General features: G+C 72.3%; 15 protein-coding genes, 1 tRNA gene, 1 pseudogene and 1 riboswitch. Of the genes and pseudogenes, 10 read left to right on the top strand and 7 right to left on the bottom strand.

Annotated features, from left to right (window positions below; all coding sequences use genetic code 11):
* Window positions 1–42: 42 nt before the first annotated feature.
* Together L1885_RS05000 and L1885_RS04995 are read left to right on the top strand one after the other, a co-directional pair.
* Window positions 43–1,470: an ROK family transcriptional regulator gene (locus L1885_RS05000; protein WP_372481860.1), complete on the top strand. Its 1,428-nt coding sequence runs from the start codon at window positions 43–45 to the stop codon at window positions 1,468–1,470.
* Window positions 1,471–1,903: 433 nt separating this feature from the next.
* A complete protein-coding gene (locus L1885_RS04995) occupies window positions 1,904–3,214 on the top strand; it encodes a hypothetical protein (protein WP_235795734.1) in 1,311 nt (436 codons plus the stop codon).
* Window positions 3,215–3,295: 81 nt separating this feature from the next.
* On the opposite strand, the gene L1885_RS04990 is transcribed toward L1885_RS04995, so the two are convergent.
* Window positions 3,296–3,877, bottom strand: a complete 582-nt coding sequence (locus L1885_RS04990; RefSeq protein ID WP_235795733.1) for a TetR/AcrR family transcriptional regulator — start codon at window positions 3,875–3,877, stop codon at window positions 3,296–3,298.
* A 198-nt stretch (window positions 3,878–4,075) separates the two neighbouring features.
* On the opposite strand from L1885_RS04990, the gene L1885_RS04985 reads away from it, so the two are divergent.
* Both L1885_RS04985 and L1885_RS04980 read left to right on the top strand, forming a co-directional pair.
* Window positions 4,076–5,296 carry a cytochrome P450 gene (locus tag L1885_RS04985; protein ID WP_235795732.1) on the top strand — a complete coding sequence of 407 codons (1,221 nt, stop codon included), beginning with the start codon at window positions 4,076–4,078 and terminating at the stop codon, window positions 5,294–5,296.
* Between the two features lie 476 nt (window positions 5,297–5,772).
* Window positions 5,773–6,525 (top strand): MBL fold metallo-hydrolase, encoded by a 753-nt coding sequence (locus L1885_RS04980; RefSeq protein ID WP_235795731.1) that lies wholly within the window; start codon window positions 5,773–5,775, stop codon window positions 6,523–6,525.
* 138 nt (window positions 6,526–6,663) lie between these two features.
* Here L1885_RS04980 and L1885_RS04975 read toward each other — a convergent pair whose 3' ends face one another.
* Window positions 6,664–7,965 (bottom strand): PTS transporter subunit EIIC, encoded by a 1,302-nt coding sequence (locus L1885_RS04975; RefSeq protein ID WP_235795730.1) that lies wholly within the window; start codon window positions 7,963–7,965, stop codon window positions 6,664–6,666.
* Between the two features lie 454 nt (window positions 7,966–8,419).
* The gene (locus L1885_RS04970; RefSeq protein ID WP_235795729.1) at window positions 8,420–9,787 is read right to left on the bottom strand and encodes a PTS transporter subunit EIIC; all 1,368 of its coding nucleotides are present in this window, start codon (window positions 9,785–9,787) and stop codon (window positions 8,420–8,422) included.
* Between the two features lie 247 nt (window positions 9,788–10,034).
* Here L1885_RS04970 and L1885_RS04965 point away from each other — a divergent pair.
* The 3 genes and pseudogenes from L1885_RS04965 to rdgB all read left to right on the top strand — a co-directional run.
* A pseudogene (locus L1885_RS04965) lies at window positions 10,035–10,277 on the top strand (PTS sugar transporter subunit IIB); the annotation flags it as partial.
* A 317-nt stretch (window positions 10,278–10,594) separates the two neighbouring features.
* Window positions 10,595–11,320, top strand: coding sequence for a ribonuclease PH (gene rph / locus L1885_RS04960; protein ID WP_235795727.1), 726 nt, complete (start codon window positions 10,595–10,597; stop codon window positions 11,318–11,320).
* Between the two features lie 438 nt (window positions 11,321–11,758).
* The gene (rdgB, locus tag L1885_RS04955; RefSeq protein ID WP_235795726.1) at window positions 11,759–12,361 is read left to right on the top strand and encodes an RdgB/HAM1 family non-canonical purine NTP pyrophosphatase; all 603 of its coding nucleotides are present in this window, start codon (window positions 11,759–11,761) and stop codon (window positions 12,359–12,361) included.
* 65 nt (window positions 12,362–12,426) lie between these two features.
* On the opposite strand, the gene L1885_RS04950 is transcribed toward rdgB, so the two are convergent.
* The 4 genes from L1885_RS04950 to bcp form a co-directional block, all read right to left on the bottom strand.
* Window positions 12,427–12,501, bottom strand: a tRNA-Leu gene (locus L1885_RS04950).
* Between the two features lie 16 nt (window positions 12,502–12,517).
* Window positions 12,518–14,287 carry an HNH endonuclease signature motif containing protein gene (locus L1885_RS29110; protein ID WP_308117276.1) on the bottom strand — a complete coding sequence of 590 codons (1,770 nt, stop codon included), beginning with the start codon at window positions 14,285–14,287 and terminating at the stop codon, window positions 12,518–12,520.
* Window positions 14,288–14,643: 356 nt separating this feature from the next.
* The gene (gene proP / locus L1885_RS04940; RefSeq protein WP_235795725.1) at window positions 14,644–16,146 is read right to left on the bottom strand and encodes a glycine betaine/L-proline transporter ProP; all 1,503 of its coding nucleotides are present in this window, start codon (window positions 16,144–16,146) and stop codon (window positions 14,644–14,646) included.
* A gap of 116 nt (window positions 16,147–16,262) precedes the next feature.
* Window positions 16,263–16,730 (bottom strand): thioredoxin-dependent thiol peroxidase, encoded by a 468-nt coding sequence (bcp, locus tag L1885_RS04935; protein ID WP_235795724.1) that lies wholly within the window; start codon window positions 16,728–16,730, stop codon window positions 16,263–16,265.
* 241 nt (window positions 16,731–16,971) lie between these two features.
* On the opposite strand from bcp, the gene L1885_RS04930 reads away from it, so the two are divergent.
* From L1885_RS04930 to L1885_RS04920, 3 genes are all read left to right on the top strand, one after another.
* Entirely contained in the window at window positions 16,972–17,298 is a 327-nt protein-coding gene (locus L1885_RS04930) for a DUF3618 domain-containing protein (protein WP_235795723.1), read from the top strand.
* A 111-nt stretch (window positions 17,299–17,409) separates the two neighbouring features.
* Window positions 17,410–17,712 (top strand): GroES family chaperonin, encoded by a 303-nt coding sequence (locus tag L1885_RS04925; protein WP_235795744.1) that lies wholly within the window; start codon window positions 17,410–17,412, stop codon window positions 17,710–17,712.
* A 129-nt stretch (window positions 17,713–17,841) separates the two neighbouring features.
* Window positions 17,842–17,923, top strand: a riboswitch (guanidine-III (ykkC-III) riboswitch).
* Between the two features lie 33 nt (window positions 17,924–17,956).
* A complete protein-coding gene (locus L1885_RS04920; RefSeq protein WP_235795722.1) occupies window positions 17,957–18,280 on the top strand; it encodes a DMT family transporter in 324 nt (107 codons plus the stop codon).
* The last annotated feature ends 329 nt before the right edge of the window (window positions 18,281–18,609 follow it).

Raw genomic sequence — 18,609 nt, 5'->3', positions numbered from 1 at the left:
AACCCCGTGAACCCGATGAAGCCCACGAAGCCCATGAACCGGATGAACCCCGACGACCCCCAGAACCCCGGCTCCCACGCCGGCTCCCACCCGGGCCCCCGCACCGGGCCGACGGCTCCCGCTGCCGCTGCGTACGACGGCGCGGCCGGCGCCAACCTGCCGCTGCTGCGCGGGCACAACGCGGCGCTGGTCCTCGACCTGCTGCGCACGGCGGGCGAGGCCGGCATCAGCAGGCTGGAACTGGCCGAGCGCACCGGACTCACCCCGCAGGCGGTCAGCAAGATCACCGCGAGGCTGCGGGCGGACGGCACGGCCGCGGAGGCGGGGTTCCGTGCGTCCACGGGCGGCAAGCCGCGCACGGTCCTGCGGCTGGTTCCGGAGGCCGCCCACGCGGTGGGGGTCCACCTCGACCGTGACGAGGTGACGGCGGTCCTGGTGGACCTCGGCGGGCGGGCGGTCGCGTCCCGCAGGGCACCGCTCGACCTCGGCGGCCGGCCGGAGGCCGTGCTGGACATCGCGGTGGAGCAGATCCGCGCGGTCGCGGGCTCGGCCGCGTCGCACCCCCGGCCGCCAAACCAGGAGCAGGAGCAGGGGCAGGAGCAGGAGCAGGAGCAGGAGCAGGGGCAAGGGCTTAGGCAGGGGCAGGGGCAGGGGCAGGAGCCGGTGCGGCGGCGAGGTGCGCGGGACACGATCAGCCCCCGGGGCGCCTGCGATGCGCGGTACGCGGGGGACGGGGGAGAGGGCGGGGGCGACAGGGATGAAAGGGGCGGTGGCGACGGCGCGGGTACGCACGGCCCTGCCGCTCCCGGGCTGCTCGGTGTCGGGGTGGCGATGCCCGGTCCGCTCGACCACGCCAGCGGGATCGCGCGGCGGGTGACGGGTTTCCCGCACTGGGACGGGTTCCCGCTGCGCGACGCGCTGGCGGACCGGCTCGATCTGCCCGTCACGCTGGACAAGGACACCAACGCGGCCGCCCTCGGCCTGGCCGCGCGGGCCGGGGCGGGCAGCGGCTCGTTCGCGTATCTGCACCTCGGCACGGGGCTCGGCGCCGGGCTCGTCCTGAACGGGGCGCTGTACCGGGGCGCGCGCACCGGCGCCGGCGAGTTCGGGCACCAGGTCGTCCAGCTCGGGGGGCCGCCGTGCCACTGCGGATACCGGGGGTGCCTGGAAGCGATATGCCTGGCCGCCGTCGAGCGCGGCGACCTCGCGACGGCCGCTGGGGTGCTCGGCGAGGGCGCGGCGAACCTCGTGGCGCTGCTGGACATCGACCACGTCGTCCTGGGCGGCCGTACGGTCGCTGCGCATCGGGAACGCTTCCTCGCGGGCGTGAGCCGGGTACTGGGGGAGCGTCCGGCCGGGCGCGGGCCCGGCGCGGTGCCGGTCACGGCGGCCGGGGACGGCACGAACCCGGTCGCGGTGGGGGCGGCGCACCTGGTCCTGGCGCCGGTGTTCGGTCTGCGCATGGGCTGAACCCGGACCGGCCGGCCCCCGCGAGGCGGTTCGAAGAAGTTGCCTGCCCGCCTGGACAGTCCTGGTTGCCTCGACCGCCCTGTCCGGCCCGACTGCCCATCGCGCCCCGACCGCCCTGCCTGCCGCCAACGCCCGCACACTGCCTCGTCCGGTCCGACGGCCCTGCCTGCCCCGACCGCCTCGTCCGGTCCGACGGCCTGCCTGCCCCGACCGCCCCGACCGCCTCGTCCGCCCCGACCGCCTCGTCCGGCCCGGCCGCGAGGCTGCTCCGGTCGAGTCGGAGAGCCCGATGGCCTATCGGCGCAGCCCGATGGCCTATTCGTATGTTTTTCAAGCCGCTCTGGGTCGTGGTGCCGGGATCGGCGGGCGGGCGCGTGCCAGCGTCGACCACGCCCGCCGCCGGCCGCCCGCGATCAGCAGAGGTGAACCCGTCATGCGCCTGCGCCACGTCGCCGTCCTGCCCCTCGGCCTCGCCGCGGCCCTGGCCCCGGCCGCGGCGGCTTCCGCCGCGGGGCTGCCTGACGCGGCCTCCGGCACCGTCGTCGCCGTCGCGCCGCCCCCCGCCGGCGGACGCGCCGCCGTGCCGGTGCGTGCGGCTGCGCGGGCGGGGGCGCCCGCGCCCGTTCCGGCCTGCGGGAACGTCACGGCGCACGACTTCCCGATCGGCGCGCGCCTGCGCGGGCCCGGGACGTACCGGGCGGGCGGCGGGGCCCGCACCTGGTACCTCGACCTGACGAGCACCGCCGCGCACGCCTGCCGCGACGTGCACCCGGTCGTGGTCGTGACGGGCGCCGGCCGGCACCTGAAGGCCGGTCAGCTCACGCTGCGGCTCGCCGACGCGCACGGCGTCCTGCGGGCGCTCCCGCTGCACACGTCCGACGAGGACGAGGTCATCGGCGTGCGCGACGAGGACACCGCCGGCCTCACCGTTCCCGCGCGCGGCACGGTCACCCTCCACGCCTCCCTCGCCTTCCGCAGCGGCGCGCCCTCGGGTGCGGTCACGGTGAACGTGGCCGTCGTGCAGCGCCGGGGGGCCGACGGCGACTGGGTCGGTGCGTCGAACCCCTACCGCCTGACCGTGCACGGCGGCCGTGCAACGGGCGAGCTGGACAGCGGTGCGGGCCGCGAGGACGGCACGTCCGGTACCGGTCGCGCCGACCCGCCGTCCGCCGTGGACCCGCGACCTGCCGGTGCCACGCCCTCCGGGAACCGGGTGCCCGGCGGCCACTGGCCGGGTCTGTTCGACGGGAGCGGGGAGTCGACCGGCCCCGGCACCGGCGCCCGACCGGCCACTCCAGAGGCGGAAGCGGATGCGGAACCCGCGCGGTCCCGCGATCCGGAACCGACGCGGCCCCCCGGCGGGCGGCCGAAGCGGAACACACCGTCCGGCACGGCCTCCCCGCACCAGCAGCACGACCAGCACGACCAGCACGAACAGCACGAGCCGTCCGAGCAGCACGAGCCGTCCGAGCCGTCCGCGGGGCCCGGGACGTCCGCGTCGTCCGCGACACCTGCGCAGTCCGCGACACCTGCGCAGTCCGGGACAGCCGCGCCGTCGCCGACACCCACCGCGGTCGGCGCCGCACCAGGCAGGTCGGCCTCGGCGCCGGATCCCGGCCTCCCGCAGCTCGCCGCGACGGGCACCGCCGGTGTCATCGCCCGCACCGCGCTGTCCGTGGGGCTGATCGCCGCGGGTGCGGGCATCGTCGTCCTGGTCGAGCGGCGGCGCACGCGAAGGCCCTGACCCGCGGCCCGCGGCCGGCCTCGTCCGGTGCGCCTTGTGCCGGGGCCCGGTCGCGGCCCCGGCGGCAGTCGTGGGCCCGCGTCAGGCCGTGCCCTCCAGCAGCGTCCGGGCCGCCTTGAGGAACAGCTCGGTCACCTCGTCGGACCCCGCCGTCGACAGCGGCTCGATACGGCTCACGTCGCGCACCAGCCCGATGCCGACCAGCCACGCCAGCACCAGCTGGGCGCGCAGCCGGGCGTCGGGCGCGTCGGTGAGGGTGGCGAGGGCCCCCGCGTAGTCGTCGCCGAGCTGCTCGGCGATGTCCGCGGCGGGGCCGTCCGTGCCGAGCGAACGCAGGAACGTCACCATCGTGTGGTCGCGCCGCCGGCCGGGCTCGTCGCGCAGCATGCTGCGCAGGGTCGTCTCGAGCAGCGACTCCCTGGGCGTACGGTCCAGTTGCTCGTGCCCGAGGCGCGCCGCGACCGCCTCGAACACCGCCGCTTTCGAGCCGAAGTACCGAAAGATCAGGGACTGGTTCGCGCCCGCGCGGTCGGCGATGTCCCGCACCGTCGTGCGGTTGAACCCGCGCTCGAAGAAAAGCTCCGCGGCGGCGTCGAGCAGCGCCTTGCGCGTCGCCGCCGCGTCGCGCGCCCTGGGCCGCGCGGAGCGTCCGGTTTCAGCCACATGTCCTCCCGTGCACACCGTATCTCCCACGCCCCCGTCCCCGGCCGTCCTTGACGGTCGGGGAGGGGGCTGCCTAGCTTGTAAGCGTCTGCTTGCAAGACGTTCGGTCGCGGGACCGCGACGGAGAGTGCCGGCCACGGTCCTCCGGTGTGCCCGCAACCGTCCACACCTTCGGCCACGTTCACGTGGGAGAGATCCTTGACGAGCACCGCACCCCCCACCTCAGACTCCCTCTCCGTACCGCCGCCCGTCCCCTACCCCTTCAACGAGGGGGACGGCCTCGCCCTGCACGAGGCGTACGCCGACGCGCGCGAGGGCGCGGGCATGATCCGCGTCCAACTCCCGCACGGCGGGCCCGCCTGGCTCGCGACGCGCTACGAGGACGCCCGGTTCGTCCTCGGCGACCTGCGGTTCTCCCGGGCCATGGCCGTCGGCAACACCGAGGAGCCCCGCTACAACTCCGCCGTCGCCCAGCCCAGCATCCTGTCGATGGACCCGCCGGACCACACACGGCTGCGCACGCTCGTCTCCCGGGCGTTCACCCGCCACCAGGTGGAGGGACTGCGGCCCTGGGTCAGGACGTTGACGTCGGACCTGCTGGATGAGATGGTCGCCTCGGGCTCCACGGCCGACCTCGTCGAGAGCTTCGCGCTGCCGCTGCCCGTCGCCGTCATCTGCGAACTCCTCGGCGTCCCGGCCGAGGACCGGCCGAAGTTCCGCGTGTGGAGCGACGCGCTGCTGTCCACGACCCGGCTGACCGAAGAAGAACTGCGACACAACCAGGAGCAGTTGACGGGCTACATCGCGCAGCACGTCGCGGAGCGCCGGGCCCGGCCCCAGGACGACCTGATCTCCGGTCTCATCGAGGCCCGCGACGCCAAGGACCGGCTCAGCGAGGACGAGATGGTGAGCCTCTGCCTCGCGATCCTCGTGGCAGGCCACGAGACCACCGCGTCCCAGATCCCCAACATGGTCTGGACGCTCCTCGGGCACCACGAGCAGTGGCAGCGGCTCGTCGACGCACCCGACCTGGTGCCCGCCGCGGTCGAGGAGCTGATGCGCTGGATCCCCCTCGCGTCGGGCGGCTTCTTCCCCCGCTACGCCAAGGAGGACATCGAGGTCGGCGGCGTGCTCGTCCGCGAGGGCGAGCCGGTACTGGTGTCGCTCGGCGCCGCGAACCGGGACCCGGCGAAGTTCGAGGACCCCGATGTGATCCGCTTCGACCGGCCCGCCAACCAGCATCTGGGCTTCGGCCACGGTGTGCACCACTGCCTGGGCGCCCAACTGGCCCGGATGGAACTGCAGGAGGCCCTGCGCGCGCTCGTGACGAGGGTGCCGCAGCTGCGCGTCGCGGGCGACGCGGTGTGGAAGCGGCAGATGCTCGTGCGCGCACCGCGCTCGCTCCCGGTGGGATGGTGACGGCACGGTGGACACCTGGCACATCGAGGTGGACGGTCACGTGTGCGTGGGCTCGGGCATGTGCGTGGCGCTGGCACCCGAGCGGTTCGCCCGGGACGGCCCGGCGGCCTCGTCCGCATCCGCGCCCGCCGCTGCCTGCGGCTCTCCGCCGCCCGCACCCGTCCGTCCACGACCGACGCGACGAGCGCGGTCACGATCACCGCGGCCAGCGCGACCCACCACCACGCACTCATGCCGTGACGGTACCCGCATGCCGCCCGGACACCGGGAAGAGTGGACTTGCCGGTGACTTCCCCCACAACGCGCCGTCGTGAGGAAGCGACCGTACGGGTAGCGCCTTAGGCTCGACAGATCGAACCACTCCCGCACGACAACCGTTGAACCGCGCGACCCGTACGGACCGTGACACCCCTCGTGCGGCCCGTGACCGTACGACCCCCGTCGCCCACCATCCATGCCACGGAGGTTCACGCTCCATGAAGCTCACCGTCGTCGGCTGCTCGGGCTCCTTTCCCGCCGCGGGATCGGCCTGCTCCAGCTACCTCGTCGAGGCCGACGGCTTCCGGCTGCTCCTCGACATGGGCAACGGCGCCCTGGGCGAGTTGCAGCGCTACATCGGTCTGTACGACCTCGACGCGATCTTCCTCAGCCACCTGCACGCCGACCACTGCATCGACATGTGCGCGTACTTCGTCGCGCGGTACTACCGCTACGAGGGCGGGCGCTGCGACGCCATCCCGGTCTACGGGCCCGAGGGCACCGAGCACCGGCTGACCACGGCCTACGACGACACCCCGAGCGACAAGTCGATGAGCGAGGTCTTCGACTTCCGGACGCTGAAGCCGGGCACGTTCGACATCGGCCCGCTGACGGTCCGTACGGAGAAGATGGCGCACCCCGTCGACACGTTCGGCATCCGCGTCGAGCACGGCGGCACGTCGCTGGCGTACTCGGCGGACACCGGCGCCGACGAGGCGCTCGTCGACCTCGCGCGCGACACCGACCTGTTCCTGTGCGAGGCGGCCTTCACGCACGGCAAGGAGGACATCGCGGGCCTCCACCTCAACGGCCGCGAAGCGGGCGAGCACGCCACGGCGGCCGGCGCGAAGCGCCTCGTGCTGACGCACATCCCGCCGTGGACGGACGCCCGCCGCAACCTGGACGACGCCCGCGAGGCGTACGACGGGCCGTCCGAGCTCGCGGTGCCCGGCGCGGTCTACGAGCTGTAGCGGGACACCGCGCCCGTCCCATGGACGGGCCCCGCCCGCAGGCGGCCGGAGGGCGCGCGCGAACGCCGAAGGCGCCCGCCACTCACGACGAGTGGCGGGCGCCTTCGCGCGCGAGGGACCGCGGGCGCGGGGTCCCGGCTACTTGGTGATGTCCTCGATCTCCTCCTCCGGCTCGCGGCCCGGAGTCTTGAGGTCGAACTTGACGATCACGAAGCGGAACACGACGTAGTAGATGACGCCGAAGACCAGGCCGATCGGGATGATCAGCCACGGTTTCGTCGCGAGGTTCCAATTGAGCGCGTAGTCGATCACGCCTGCGGAGAACGTGAAGCCGTCGTGCACGCCCAGGGACCACGTCACGAACATCGACACGGCCGTCAGGACCGCGTGCAGCACGTACAGCAGCGGCGCGATGAACATGAACGAGAACTCGATCGGCTCGGTGACGCCCGTCACGAACGAGGTCGCGGCGAGAGAGAGCATCATGCCGAGGACGGCCTTGCGTCGTTCGGGGCGCGCGGTGTGCGCCATCGCCAGCGCGGCGGCCGGCAGGCCGAACATCATGATCGGGAAGAAGCCGGAGGTGAACTGCCCGGCGGTCGGGTCGCCCGCGATGAAGCGGTTGATGTCGCCGTGCGAGACATTGCCCGCGGCGTTGGTGAAGTCGCCGAGCTGGAACCAGGCCACGGTGTTGACGAACTGGTGCATGCCGATCGGGATCAGGCCGCGGTTGACGAGGCCGAAGATGCCGGAGCCGAGCGCGCCGAGACCGGTGATCCAGTTGCCGAAGCTCGTGATGCCGTCGCCGATGGGCTGCCAGCCGACGACCGCGATCACGCCGAGGGCCGTGCCGACGAACGCCATCATGATCGGCACCAGGCGGCGGCCGTTGAAGAAGCCGAGCCAGTCGACCAGCTTGGTGCGGTGGAAGCGCTGCCAGATGACCGCGGTCAGCAGGCCGAGGACGATGCCGCCGAGGACGCCCGGGTTCTGGAAGGACGCGTTCGTGACGACGGCGCCCTTCTGCCACTCGCCGGCCAGCAGGCCGTTGGGTATGTAGGTGGCGCCACCCATGCCCGCCTTGATCGGGAACTGGTGGATCACGGCGTAGTACGTGAAGAAGCCCACGATCGCGGCGAGCGCCGTCGAACCGTCGGCCTTCTTGGCGAAGCCGATGGCGACGCCGATGCAGAACAGCAGCGGCAGGCCGAGCGACGCGTCGAGCAGCATGCCGCCGGCGCCCTTGAAGACATTCGCGACGCTGTCCCAGCCGAGCCCGTCGCTGCCGAAGACGTCCGGCTGGCCGAGCCGGTTCAGGATGCCCGCTGCGGGGAGGACGGCGATCGGCAGCTGGAGGCTGCGACCCACCTTCTGGAGCCCCTGGAAGACTCCGGAGCCCCGCTTCTTCGCGGGAGCCGCCGGGGCGGTGGCCGTACTCATCAACTTCCTCCATGCGCAGGGAACGCGGCACCCACACCCGCCCCATGAAAAAACAGGTCTAAACCATTGAGTGGTTTAGACCTGTTGTAACACGCCACCGCTGTGACGTGGAACCCTCGAATATGGTCTGAATAAAGATCTAGTCCGAAGCGTAACCGGCCCGGACCAGCGGCGGAGCGGCCGGAGGCGCGTCCAGTCGCCGAGGCACGGACCGCAAGCGGAGGGAGCGGCCGGGCCGGCGCGGGTCTCGGAATCCGGCGCCAACAAGCCGAAACGTGCGCGCGCGAGCCGCCGGAGAGCGGCCGGCACGGGCGCTACGGGGCCGGCCGGCCCGCTCGTTCACCGGCTCGTTCGGTGGCCCGTGCGCCGGTCGGGGCGGAGGCAGAGGGAGGCCGGGCGTCCGGCGGCGGGGGCAGGACACGGCGGCCCCTCACACCAGGGTGCCGGCGGCGCCTCACGTCCGGGTGTCGCCCACGACCTTCTGCTCCTCGCCGACCTCCGGGTCGTCCGGATCGTCCGGCTCCCGCCCCGGCGTCTGCAGGTTCAGCTTCGTGATCAGCACGCGGAACGTGACGTAGTACACGACCGCGAACGCCAGCCCGATCGGCACCAGCAGCCACGGCTTCGTCGCCAGGCCCCAGTTGATGACGTAGTCGATCAGCCCCGCCGAGAAACTGAACCCGTCCTTCGCGCCCAGCTGCCAGCTCACGAACATGGACACGCCCGTCAGGACCGCGTGGATCCCGTACAGCAGCGGCGCGACGAACAGGAACGAGTACTCGATCGGCTCCGTGACACCCGTCACGAACGACGTCAGCGCCACCGACAGCATCAGGCCGCCGACCGCCTTCCTGCGGTGCGGCTTCGCGCAGTGGTAGATCGCGAGCGCGGCGGCGGGCAGCGCGAACATCATGATCGGGAAGAAGCCCGTGGTGAACTGCCCCGCCGTCGGATCACCCGCCAGGAAGCGGTTCACGTCACCGTGCACGACCGTGCCGTCGGGCTTCGTGAAGTCGCCGAACTGGAACCAGACGAACGTATTGAGGAACTGGTGCAGCCCGAACACCAGCAGCCCCCGGTTCGCCAGGCCGAACACGCCCGACCCCGACGCCCCCAGGTCCACCAGCCACTTCGAGAAACTCGTGAGCCCGCCGCCGATCGGCTGCCACGCCCACACCGAGAGCGAGGCGACCAGCAGCCCCACGAACGCCATGATGATCGGCACCAGCCGCCGGCCGTTGAAGAACCCCAGCCAGTCCACCAGCTTGACCCGGTGGAAGCGCCGCCACAGCCACGCCGTCAGCAGGCCCATCACGATCCCGCCGAAGACGCCCGGGTTCTGGTACCCGGCCTGCGTCACCGTCGTCCCGTCCGGCGTCACGCACACCCCGGACCAGATGCCCGCCCCGGTGAACTTCGCGGCGCCGTCGCAGTCCAGCGGGAACGCGTGCAGCACCGCGTAGTACGAGAGGAAACCCGTCACGGCCGCCAGCGCCGTCGAACCGTCGGCCTTCCTGGCCATGCCGATCGCCACGCCGATGCAGAACAGCAGCGGCAGACCGAGCGCCGAGTCGAGCAGCGCGCCGCCGGCGGCGGCGAACACCTTCGCCACACCGTTCCAGCCCAGGCCCTGGTCGCCGAAGACGTCCGGCTGGCCCAACCGGTTCAGGATGCCCGCGGCCGGCAGGACGGCGATCGGCAGCTGAAGGCTGCGGCCCATCTTCTGGAGGCCCTGGAACGCGATGTTCCACCAGGACTTGCGCGGCTGCCCCGAGGGTCCGCCCGCGGAGGTCTCGGGCCGCACCGCCACGTCGCCGCTCATGGCTGCCTCCCGGTAATAATGGTGTAGACCAGTTGCGCATGCACGCCGTCCGCCGATGATCGTCATCCTTCGGCACCGGACGGGAACGCGCCCGAAGAGATGGGCCAACCGTGCATTACCGTGACAAAAAAGTCAGTATGTCGATGCGCGGCAGGCCGACGCGCGACACCGCGGCGCACGGCAAGCCGGCACGTCGCGCGTCCGCACGGCACGCCTCCGCACGACACGCGTCAGGAACACAGGGAGAAAGCACATGGCCAGCAAGGCTGAGAAGATCGTCGCCGGACTCGGCGGCCTCGACAACATCATCGAGGTCGAGGGCTGCATCACGCGGCTGCGCACCGAGGTCAAGGACGCCTCCCTCGTGAACGACGCGGCACTCAAGGCCGCCGGCGCCCACGGCGTCGTCAAGATGGGCACGGCCATCCAGGTCGTCATCGGCACGGACGCCGACCCGATCGCGTCCGACATCGAAGACATGATGGACTGACGCGCCGGCGCGGGGGCCCGGGGACGCGCCCCCAGGGGCGGGAACGGGCCCCGGCGGGCGGGGGATCGGGCCCCGGACGGACGGGAACGGGCCCCGGTAGGCGCGGGATCGGGCCCCGGACGGACGGGACCCCGGTGGCAGTGCCCGCGACGGGACCCGCCCCGAGAACCGGACGACGGCAGCACGACACCGCGACGGGCGCCGCGACGGCCACCCTCGGACCCCGCCCGCACGCGGCACACGGCCGGAACGGGACCGCGCCCGCCGGCCCGCCCGCCCGGACGGCCCCCACCCGGACGCCCGATAGGGTCGACGGCATGTCTCGTATCGACGGCCGCACCCACGAACAGCTCCGCCCCGTCACCATCGAACGCGGATGGAGCAAGCACGCCGAGGGCTCCGTCCTCATCTCCTTCGGTGACACCAAGGTCTTCTGCACCGCGAGCGTCACCGAGGGCGTACCGCGCTGGCGCAAGGGCAGCGGCGAAGGCTGGGTCACCGCCGAGTACTCGATGCTGCCCCGCTCCACCAACACCCGCGGCGACCGCGAATCCGTCCGCGGCAAGATCGGCGGCCGCACCCACGAGATCAGCCGCCTCATCGGACGTTCCCTGCGCGCCGTCATCGACTACAAGGCGCTCGGCGAGAACACCATCGTCCTCGACTGCGACGTCCTCCAGGCCGACGGCGGCACCCGCACCGCCGCCATCACCGGCGCCTACGTCGCCCTCGCCGACGCCGTGACCTGGGCCCAGTCCAAGAAGATCGTCAAGGCCGGACGCAAGCCCCTCACCGGCACGGTCTCCGCCGTCAGCGTCGGCATCGTCGACGGCACCCCCCTCCTCGACCTCTGCTACGAGGAGGACGTCCGCGCGGAGACCGACATGAACGTCGTCTGCACCGGCGACGGCCGCTTCGTCGAGATCCAGGGCACCGCCGAGGCCGAGCCGTTCGACCGCACGGAACTCAACTCCCTGCTCGACCTCGCCACCGGCGGCTGCGTCGACCTCGCCCGCATCCAGACCGAGGCGCTCGAAAAGTAAAGCGGGAACCAAGAGCGGCCCCCGAACGTCCAACACAGTGCGGACGCACGGCGAAAGCGGTGCGTCCGTCCAGACGTTCAGGGGTCGCGCCGCGCGCCGTGCGCCCACGCCGCGCGGCAGCCGCCCCGGGCGCGTCCGCACCGACCGCGATCCCGCGCCGCCCCCGCGGCACACCGGGCACCCGTCCGGGCAGCGGGACCACGGCGCACCCGGCCCGCCCGCCCCGCGCGCGGCACCCCGCCCACGGGCATCACCGCCATACACCCGTCACCCCCGTGCCGCCCGAAAAACCGGGCCGTCATGACCCGTACGGAGCAACGGTGTTCGCACGTGTTCGAGACCTCGGCGCCGCCCGGCGGAGCACCGCACCCCGCACCCCCGGACGCCCCCGAGCGACCCGGAACGGCACCGTCCGGGCGCCCGGATAGGTTGGACGGCATGACCCGCCTGATCCTCGCCACCCGCAACGCCGGAAAGATCACCGAACTCCGCGCCATCCTCGCCGACGCCGGCCTCACCCACGAACTCGTCGGCGCCGACGCCTACCCCGAGATCCCCGACGTCAAGGAGACCGGCGTCACCTTCGCGGAGAACGCCCTGCTCAAGGCCCACGCCCTCGCACAGGCCACCGGCCACCCGGCCATCGCCGACGACTCCGGCCTCTGCGTCGACGTCCTCGGCGGCGCCCCGGGCATCTTCTCGGCCCGCTGGGCCGGCCGCCACGGCGACGACCAGGCCAACCTCGACCTGCTCCTCGCCCAGCTCGGCGACATCTCCGACCCCCACCGCGCCGCCCACTTCGCCTGCGCCGCGGCCCTCGCGCTGCCCGACGGCACCGAGCGCGTCGTCGAGGGCCGCCTCACCGGCACCCTGCGCACCGCCCCCGCCGGCACGAACGGCTTCGGCTACGACCCGATCCTCCAGCCCGACGGGTCCGCCCGCACCTGCGCCGAACTCTCCCCGGCCGAGAAGAACGAGATCAGCCACCGCGGCAAGGCGTTCCGCGCGCTCGTGCCCGCGATCGGCGAACTGGCGGGCTGAGCGCTCGCGACCAAAGAAGCAGGCCCCTCACCTTCGAAATGAAGGTGAGGGGCCTCTTTTTCCTGTGCGCCTGCTCGGATTCGAACCGAGAACCCCTGGTTCCTAGGACCAGTCTCTCTACCAAATTGGAGTACAGGCGCTTGCAGCGGTAATAGCTTAGCCGCAAGACGGCGACTTCCGGCGAGGGGATTCGTAGGCGTACCCCAGTCGCTCGAGCATGGCGCGCAGAGCCGTACGGGACTCGGTGTCGTCCGCTACACCCAGCCGCCGGGCCACTTCCCGCACGCTCCGGCCGGCGCCGGCCACGGTGGTGAGCTGCTCGTCCGTGAACGGCAGATCGCGGTCCGTGCGACCGGCAACGGTGAAATGGCTCGTATCGATGCCTGCGGCCTCGATACGGCGCACGATGTGGCGGACGGCACCCACGCTGAGCCGGTCGCACAGCTGCCGGACCGCCTCTTCCAGATCGGCCGACGACGCCACCGCGGCGGCAATCGCCTCGTCCGGGTAGTTCCGCCAGGCACTCCGCTGCTTGAAGTGGGAGGTGTCCAGTCCCAGTCGGTCCACCTTCCGCTGGATCGTCCGCCGTCGTCCCGTGCTGGCGCGCACGCCCAGTCGCCGCATGAGATCCGCCCAGCCGGTGGACGCGCCGACCGCGGCGGCCAGTTCCTGGTCGTCCTCCGACGCCGGGTACTCCACTTCATTCCCGGGGCCCTCGTCGGGGCCCTCCACCTCCCGAGGGTCCTCGTCGGGGTCCTCGTGGGGGCACTCCACCTCCCGGGGACCCTCGTCGGGGCGGATCGCGTGCGGTGGGGGAGACGCCGCGACGGAACGGGTGGGTCCGGACCGGGCGGCGAAGGTGGACGTCTGGCTGTGGCAGGACGGGCAGACGAATCGCAGGTTCTCCGGCCGGTTGTCGTGCCGCTCACCGTTGATGTGGTCGATCTCCAGGACGAGTTCGCGCCCCTGCCACGTCTCGTCGCACCCGCAGAGCGCGCAGACGGCGCTTACGCCGATGTCCCCGAGGGCTCTGCGCAGCAGAGCGGTCTTGCGCCGACGTGCCCCCGGCTCCTCCCGCCGCAGAATGACTTCCGGGGTCAGCCGGGTGGCCGGCACCCCCTGGTGAGTGCCCCGGCCGGTGAAGTGCGAGGAGTCGAGACCGTACCTCGCGATGCGCCGCCGGATCCGGGCTCTGTCCGACTCGGAGTCGGGCAGTCCGAGCACGTCCAGGAGGGCGTCCATCGAATGAGCCTCCGCCACGGCACGCGTCAGCGTCTCGCGGGAGACGGGAGGCGCCGTCGCGACCCCGCCGCGCCGGCGACCCCGGAAGGTGTCCGTGGTGGCATGGCAGTTCGGGCACAGGAGGCGCAGGTTCGCCGGCCTGTTGTCCCACCACTGGCCGTTGATGTGGTCCACCTGCAGACGCAGCGGGTGCCCGTTCCACTCCGCCTGCGTGCCGCACATCGTGCAGGTCTCCGCCGTGCCGGTGGAAAGGAGCCAGCGGCGGAGTCGTTCGCCCGGTGTGCGCCCGTTCGTCGGTGAGCCGAGGACCAGACCGGTCTCCGCGGTCCGGGTGCCCCGCCTCCGACGCCCCTGGGTGAAATGGCCGGTGTCCAGGCCCAGGGCCCGGATGCGCCGCCCCACGTGGGCGTGGTTGCCGCCGACAGGGCTGATGCCGAGCCGTCGCACCACCTCGGCCACACTCGACGACTCGGCCACCAGCCGGCGGAGCAAGTCGTCCGTGTGGCGTACCCGTCCACTCGGGAAATGGGCGGTGTCGATGTTCTCCGCGGCCATCCGTGTCCGCAGGTGGTGCCGGGAGGCGCGGGTGGGCGTACCGCCGCACCAGCGCACCGCACCGTCCCACGTGGTCGTATTCAGCGCCGCTTCCATCAGCAGCTCGCGCGTGTAGATGCGGGGTGTCACGTCCGTACCGCTCCGTCCTCGGGCACGCGTTCGGTGCCTCGTACGGAGTAACGGGCGCGGCGGCCGGGCGGTCACGGTGCGTCAGCGGCAGACAGGCGTACGCCCCGGCGCGCGGTGGGGCGCTCGCCGGGGCGTGCTGTCGTGCGGGGGAGCTGGCGCCGCCCCGTGGAGGCGCCGGACGGGGCTCGTGCCGGGGTCGGACCGGGCGCCTGCCCGGTGCCGGACGGGGTGCCTACGGGGGACCGGCCCGGGCGCCTGCCGAGTGCCTACCGGGTCCCGGCCAGGGTGCCTGCCGGGTCACGGACAGGGTGCCCCACCGGGTCAAGGACAGGGCGCCTGCCGGGTGCCGGTGCGGGTCAGAAGCGGGGTTCCTGGGCCTGTTCGTGGGCCAGCTCCGCGGCTTCCTCCGGGGTGGCCACCGAGGGCGGCGAGCCCTCCAGGGGCTGCTGCGCGGTCTCCTTCATGCACAGGACCGCGATCACGCCGACGATCGCGGCGGCCGTGGCGTAGTAGGCGGGCATCAGGTTCGTGCCGCCGACGTCGATGAGGGCCGTGATGACCAGCGGGGTCGTGCCGCCGAAGATCGAGGTGGAGACGTTGTAGCCGATCGACAGGCCGCCGTAGCGCACCTGGGTCGGGAAGAGGGCGGGGAGTGCCGCGGACATCGTGCCGAGCAGGCACACCAGCGAGAGGCCCAGCATGGCGAGGCCGATGATGATCAGGAAGATGTTTCCCTCGCGGATCATCAGGAACGCGGGTATGGAGAGCACGAGGAAGCCCAGCATGCCGCCGAGGAGCAGCGGCTTGCGGCCGTAGCGGTCGTTGAGGCGGCCGATCTGGTTGATCAGCAGCATCATCGCGACCATGACGCCGAGGAGGATCAGCAGGCCGTGCGTGGTGCCGTAGCCGAGTTCGTCGGAGAGGTACGTCGGCATGTACGACAGCAGCATGTAGTCGGTGATGTTGTACGCGGCGACGAGGGCGACGCACAGCACGAGCGGACGCCAGTAGTTGCTGAAGATCTTCCGGAGGTCGCCCTTGGCGGTCGTCTCGACGGTGTCGGCGGCCTCGGAGGCCCGGACGCGCACGTTCTCGGCGGAGAGCTTCTGGAACGCGGGGGTCTCGTCCAGCTTCAGCCGCAGGTAGAGGCCGATGAGGCCGAGCGGTCCCGCGAGCAGGTAGGGCAGGCGCCAGCCCCAGCCCTGGAGGCCGCTGTCACCGAGGGTGACGGTGAGGAGCGTGACGAGGCCGGCGGCGCCGACGTATCCGGCGAGGGTGCCGAACTCGAGGAAGCTGCCGAAGAAGCCGCGGCGCTTGTCGGGGGCGTACTCGGCGATGAACGTCGAGGCGCCGCCGTACTCGCCGCCGGTGGAGAAGCCCTGCACCAGGCGTAGCAGGATGAGCAGCGCGGGGGCCCACAGGCCGATGGCGTCGTACGAGGGCAGCACGCCGATGAAGAAGGTGCCGAAGGCCATCATCAGCATGGTGAGCGCGAGGACGCGCTGGCGGCCGAGCTTGTCGCCGAGGGGCCCGAGGATGACGCTGCCGAGGGGCCGTACGAGGAAGGAGATGGCGAAGGTGGCGAAGGTCAGCAGCAGCTGGGTCGTGCCGCTTCCGCCGGGGAAGAACACTTTCCCGATGGTTCCGGCCATGTAGCTGTAGATACCGAAGTCGTACCACTCCATGGCGTTACCGAGGGCGGCCGCCTTCACCGCTCGTTTCACGGCGGCGTCGTCCGTGACCGTGATGTCCGATCGGCGAAGGCGGGGGTTCCGGCGCTGCTTGATGGTGCGGAACAAGGTGGGGTGGCGCCGGACCGCTGCCGGGTCGGCCATCTCTTCGTAGTCCTGGCCGGCCATGCGGGTTCCTTTCTGCGTACAACAAAGTCCAGTGGAACCTTCTGCGCGTTTCAAGCGTCCGCAAACCCGGGCCGCACAGAAGTGCGACCCCGGTCACATGCCGCCGGCAGTTCTGCTCAGATTCCCAGGTCCTTGATGATCTTCGCGACGTGCCCTGTGGCCCGCACGTTGTAGAAGGCCCGCTCGATCTTTCCCTCCTCGTCGACGACGAACGTCGAGCGGATGACCCCGGTTACCGCCTTTCCGTACATCATCTTCTCCCCGAAGGCTCCGTACGACTCCAGAACGCCTTTCGAGGGATCGCTGAGAAGTGTCACCTTCAGGTTCTCCTTCTCGCGGAACTTCGCAAGTTTCTCGGGCTTGTCCGGGGAGATGCCGAGGACGTCGTAACCCGCTCCGGCCAGCACGCCGAGGTTGTCGGTGAAGTCGCAGGCCTGCTTCGTGCAACCGGGGGTCAGGGCGGACGGGTAGAAGTACACGATGACCTTGCGGCCCCTGTGGTCGGCGAGAGAGATCTCGTTGCCGTCGGCGTCGGCCAGGGTGAAGTCGGGGGCGGTGGCGCCGGGTGCGAGTCGCTCGCTCATGGATTCTCCGTCGTGTGCGGTGGTGTGCCGAATTCGTGCAGGAAATGGGGCCCGGGTGCCCGCGCCTTCGGATGGGGGAGCCGCCGTGTCGCGGCTCTTGCACCCGGAAGGGGCCGTGCGCACCCGGGGACGTACGCCGCCGAGCGTAATGGGGGGTGCCGCCGGGTGCGCGGACGGTGGAACTGACAGACTGTCGAGGTAGGTGTAACCGGATACGACGAGGGACGACGGAGGCGGCGCGGTGTCGGATGCCGATGCGAGGACCCCTGCGCAGATCGAGGCGGACATCGTCCGTCGACGGGGGCAGCTTGCCGAGACGCTCGACGAGATCGGGGTGCGCATGCACCCCAAGACGATCATGGGTGACGCCAAGGCCAAGGTGGCCTCGTCGGTGGACCAGACCGCGGGGCGAGCGTTCGTCGCGGTGAACCGCACGGTCTCGGACGTGAAGGCGAAGTTCGTCACGGACGAGGGCTCGCCGCGCCTGGAGCGGGTGGTGCCGGCCGCGCTCCTGCTGGTCGGTGTGGCCGGTCTGCTGACCGTCTCGCTGCGGCGCCGCCGCGCGTGACGCCGGACCGGCCCCGGCCGCCGCGGTGTGCCCCTGGGGCTTCCCGCGGCGGCCGGGGCAGGTAGGTTTCTGGGCGTGAGCGAGAACACCCACGAGAAGCTGCCCATCCGGATGCTCCACGACCGCGTGCTGGTCAGGACGGACATCCCGGAGGGCGAGCGGCGGTCCTCCGGCGGCATTGTGATCCCGGCGACCGCGGCCGTGGGCAGGCGGCTGTCCTGGGCCGGTGTGGTGGCCGTCGGGCAGAACGTGCGGACGGTGGAGCCCGGCGACCGGGTGCTGTACGACCCCGAGGACCGTGCGGAGGTCGAGGTGCGCGGCGTGGCGTACGTGCTGATGCGCGAGCGCGACCTGCACGCCGTGGCGGCGGACCGGTTCGAGGGCTCGCAGGACACGACGGGGCTGTACCTCTAGCGACGGGGCCGTACCTCCGGCAGGGGTGCGTACCGCGGGCCGCCACCTCCATCCGGCGGCGCCGCGGATCGCCGGCCGCGGGCGCGGGGTCCCGGGCGGAGGGTTCGCTCGCGCGGCGGGTCCGCGGCCTTTTTGCTACGGTCGGGGGTACGCCCGACGAGACGCGCCGTACCGGGCGGAGCGCGACGACCGAACGCAAAGACGACGCACTGTCCGCATTCGTCTGTCATGCCGGAGGTGCGTCGTGGCGTGGGTTCTCCTTTTCGTGGCCGGACTGCTGGAAGTCGTCTGGTCGATCTCCCTGAAGTTCAGCGACGGGTTCACCCGGTTGTGGCCGAGCGTGATCACGGTCGTGGGGGTCACGGCGAGCATGGTGCTGCTGGCGCAGGCCGCTAAGTCGCTCCCGATCGGGACCGCCTACGGGGTGTGGGTCGGCATCGGCGCCGTGGGTGCGGCGGTGGTGGGCATGGTGGCCCTGCACGAGCCGGTCACGGCGGCGCGCATCTTCTTCGTCTGCCTGCTGGTGGCGTCGGTCGTGGGGCTGGAGGCCACCTCGGGCGGCAAGTAGTGGCCCCGGCGGGCGGGTTCGCGGCCCGGATCGCGTCCCGACGGCCCGGCCGGCCGGATCGCACGTCGGCGGCCCGGGGCCGGGGCGGCCGGATCGAACCCCGGTCGCCGGGGCGCCGGGCGGCCCGCTCACGTCGCAGCCCCGAGGCCCGGACGGCCGGATGGCATCCCGAGGGGAGGCCCCCGGACCGCCCTGACGGCATCCCGAGGGGGAGGCCGCCGGACCGCCCTGACGGCATCCCGAGGGGGCCCCGGCGCGTCCGGTGAGGGCCCGTCATGCCTGGTGGCGTGCGGGCCCCGGGCCGGTCAGCCGCCGGTGGACGCGACGGG

The sequence above is a fragment of the Streptomyces fuscigenes genome (assembly GCF_021556455.1).
Taxonomy (GTDB): Bacteria; Actinomycetota; Actinomycetes; order Streptomycetales; family Streptomycetaceae; genus Streptomyces; species Streptomyces fuscigenes.
Note: the sequence above shows the minus strand (reverse complement) of the source record. Positions and strands in the feature narration are given on the sequence as shown.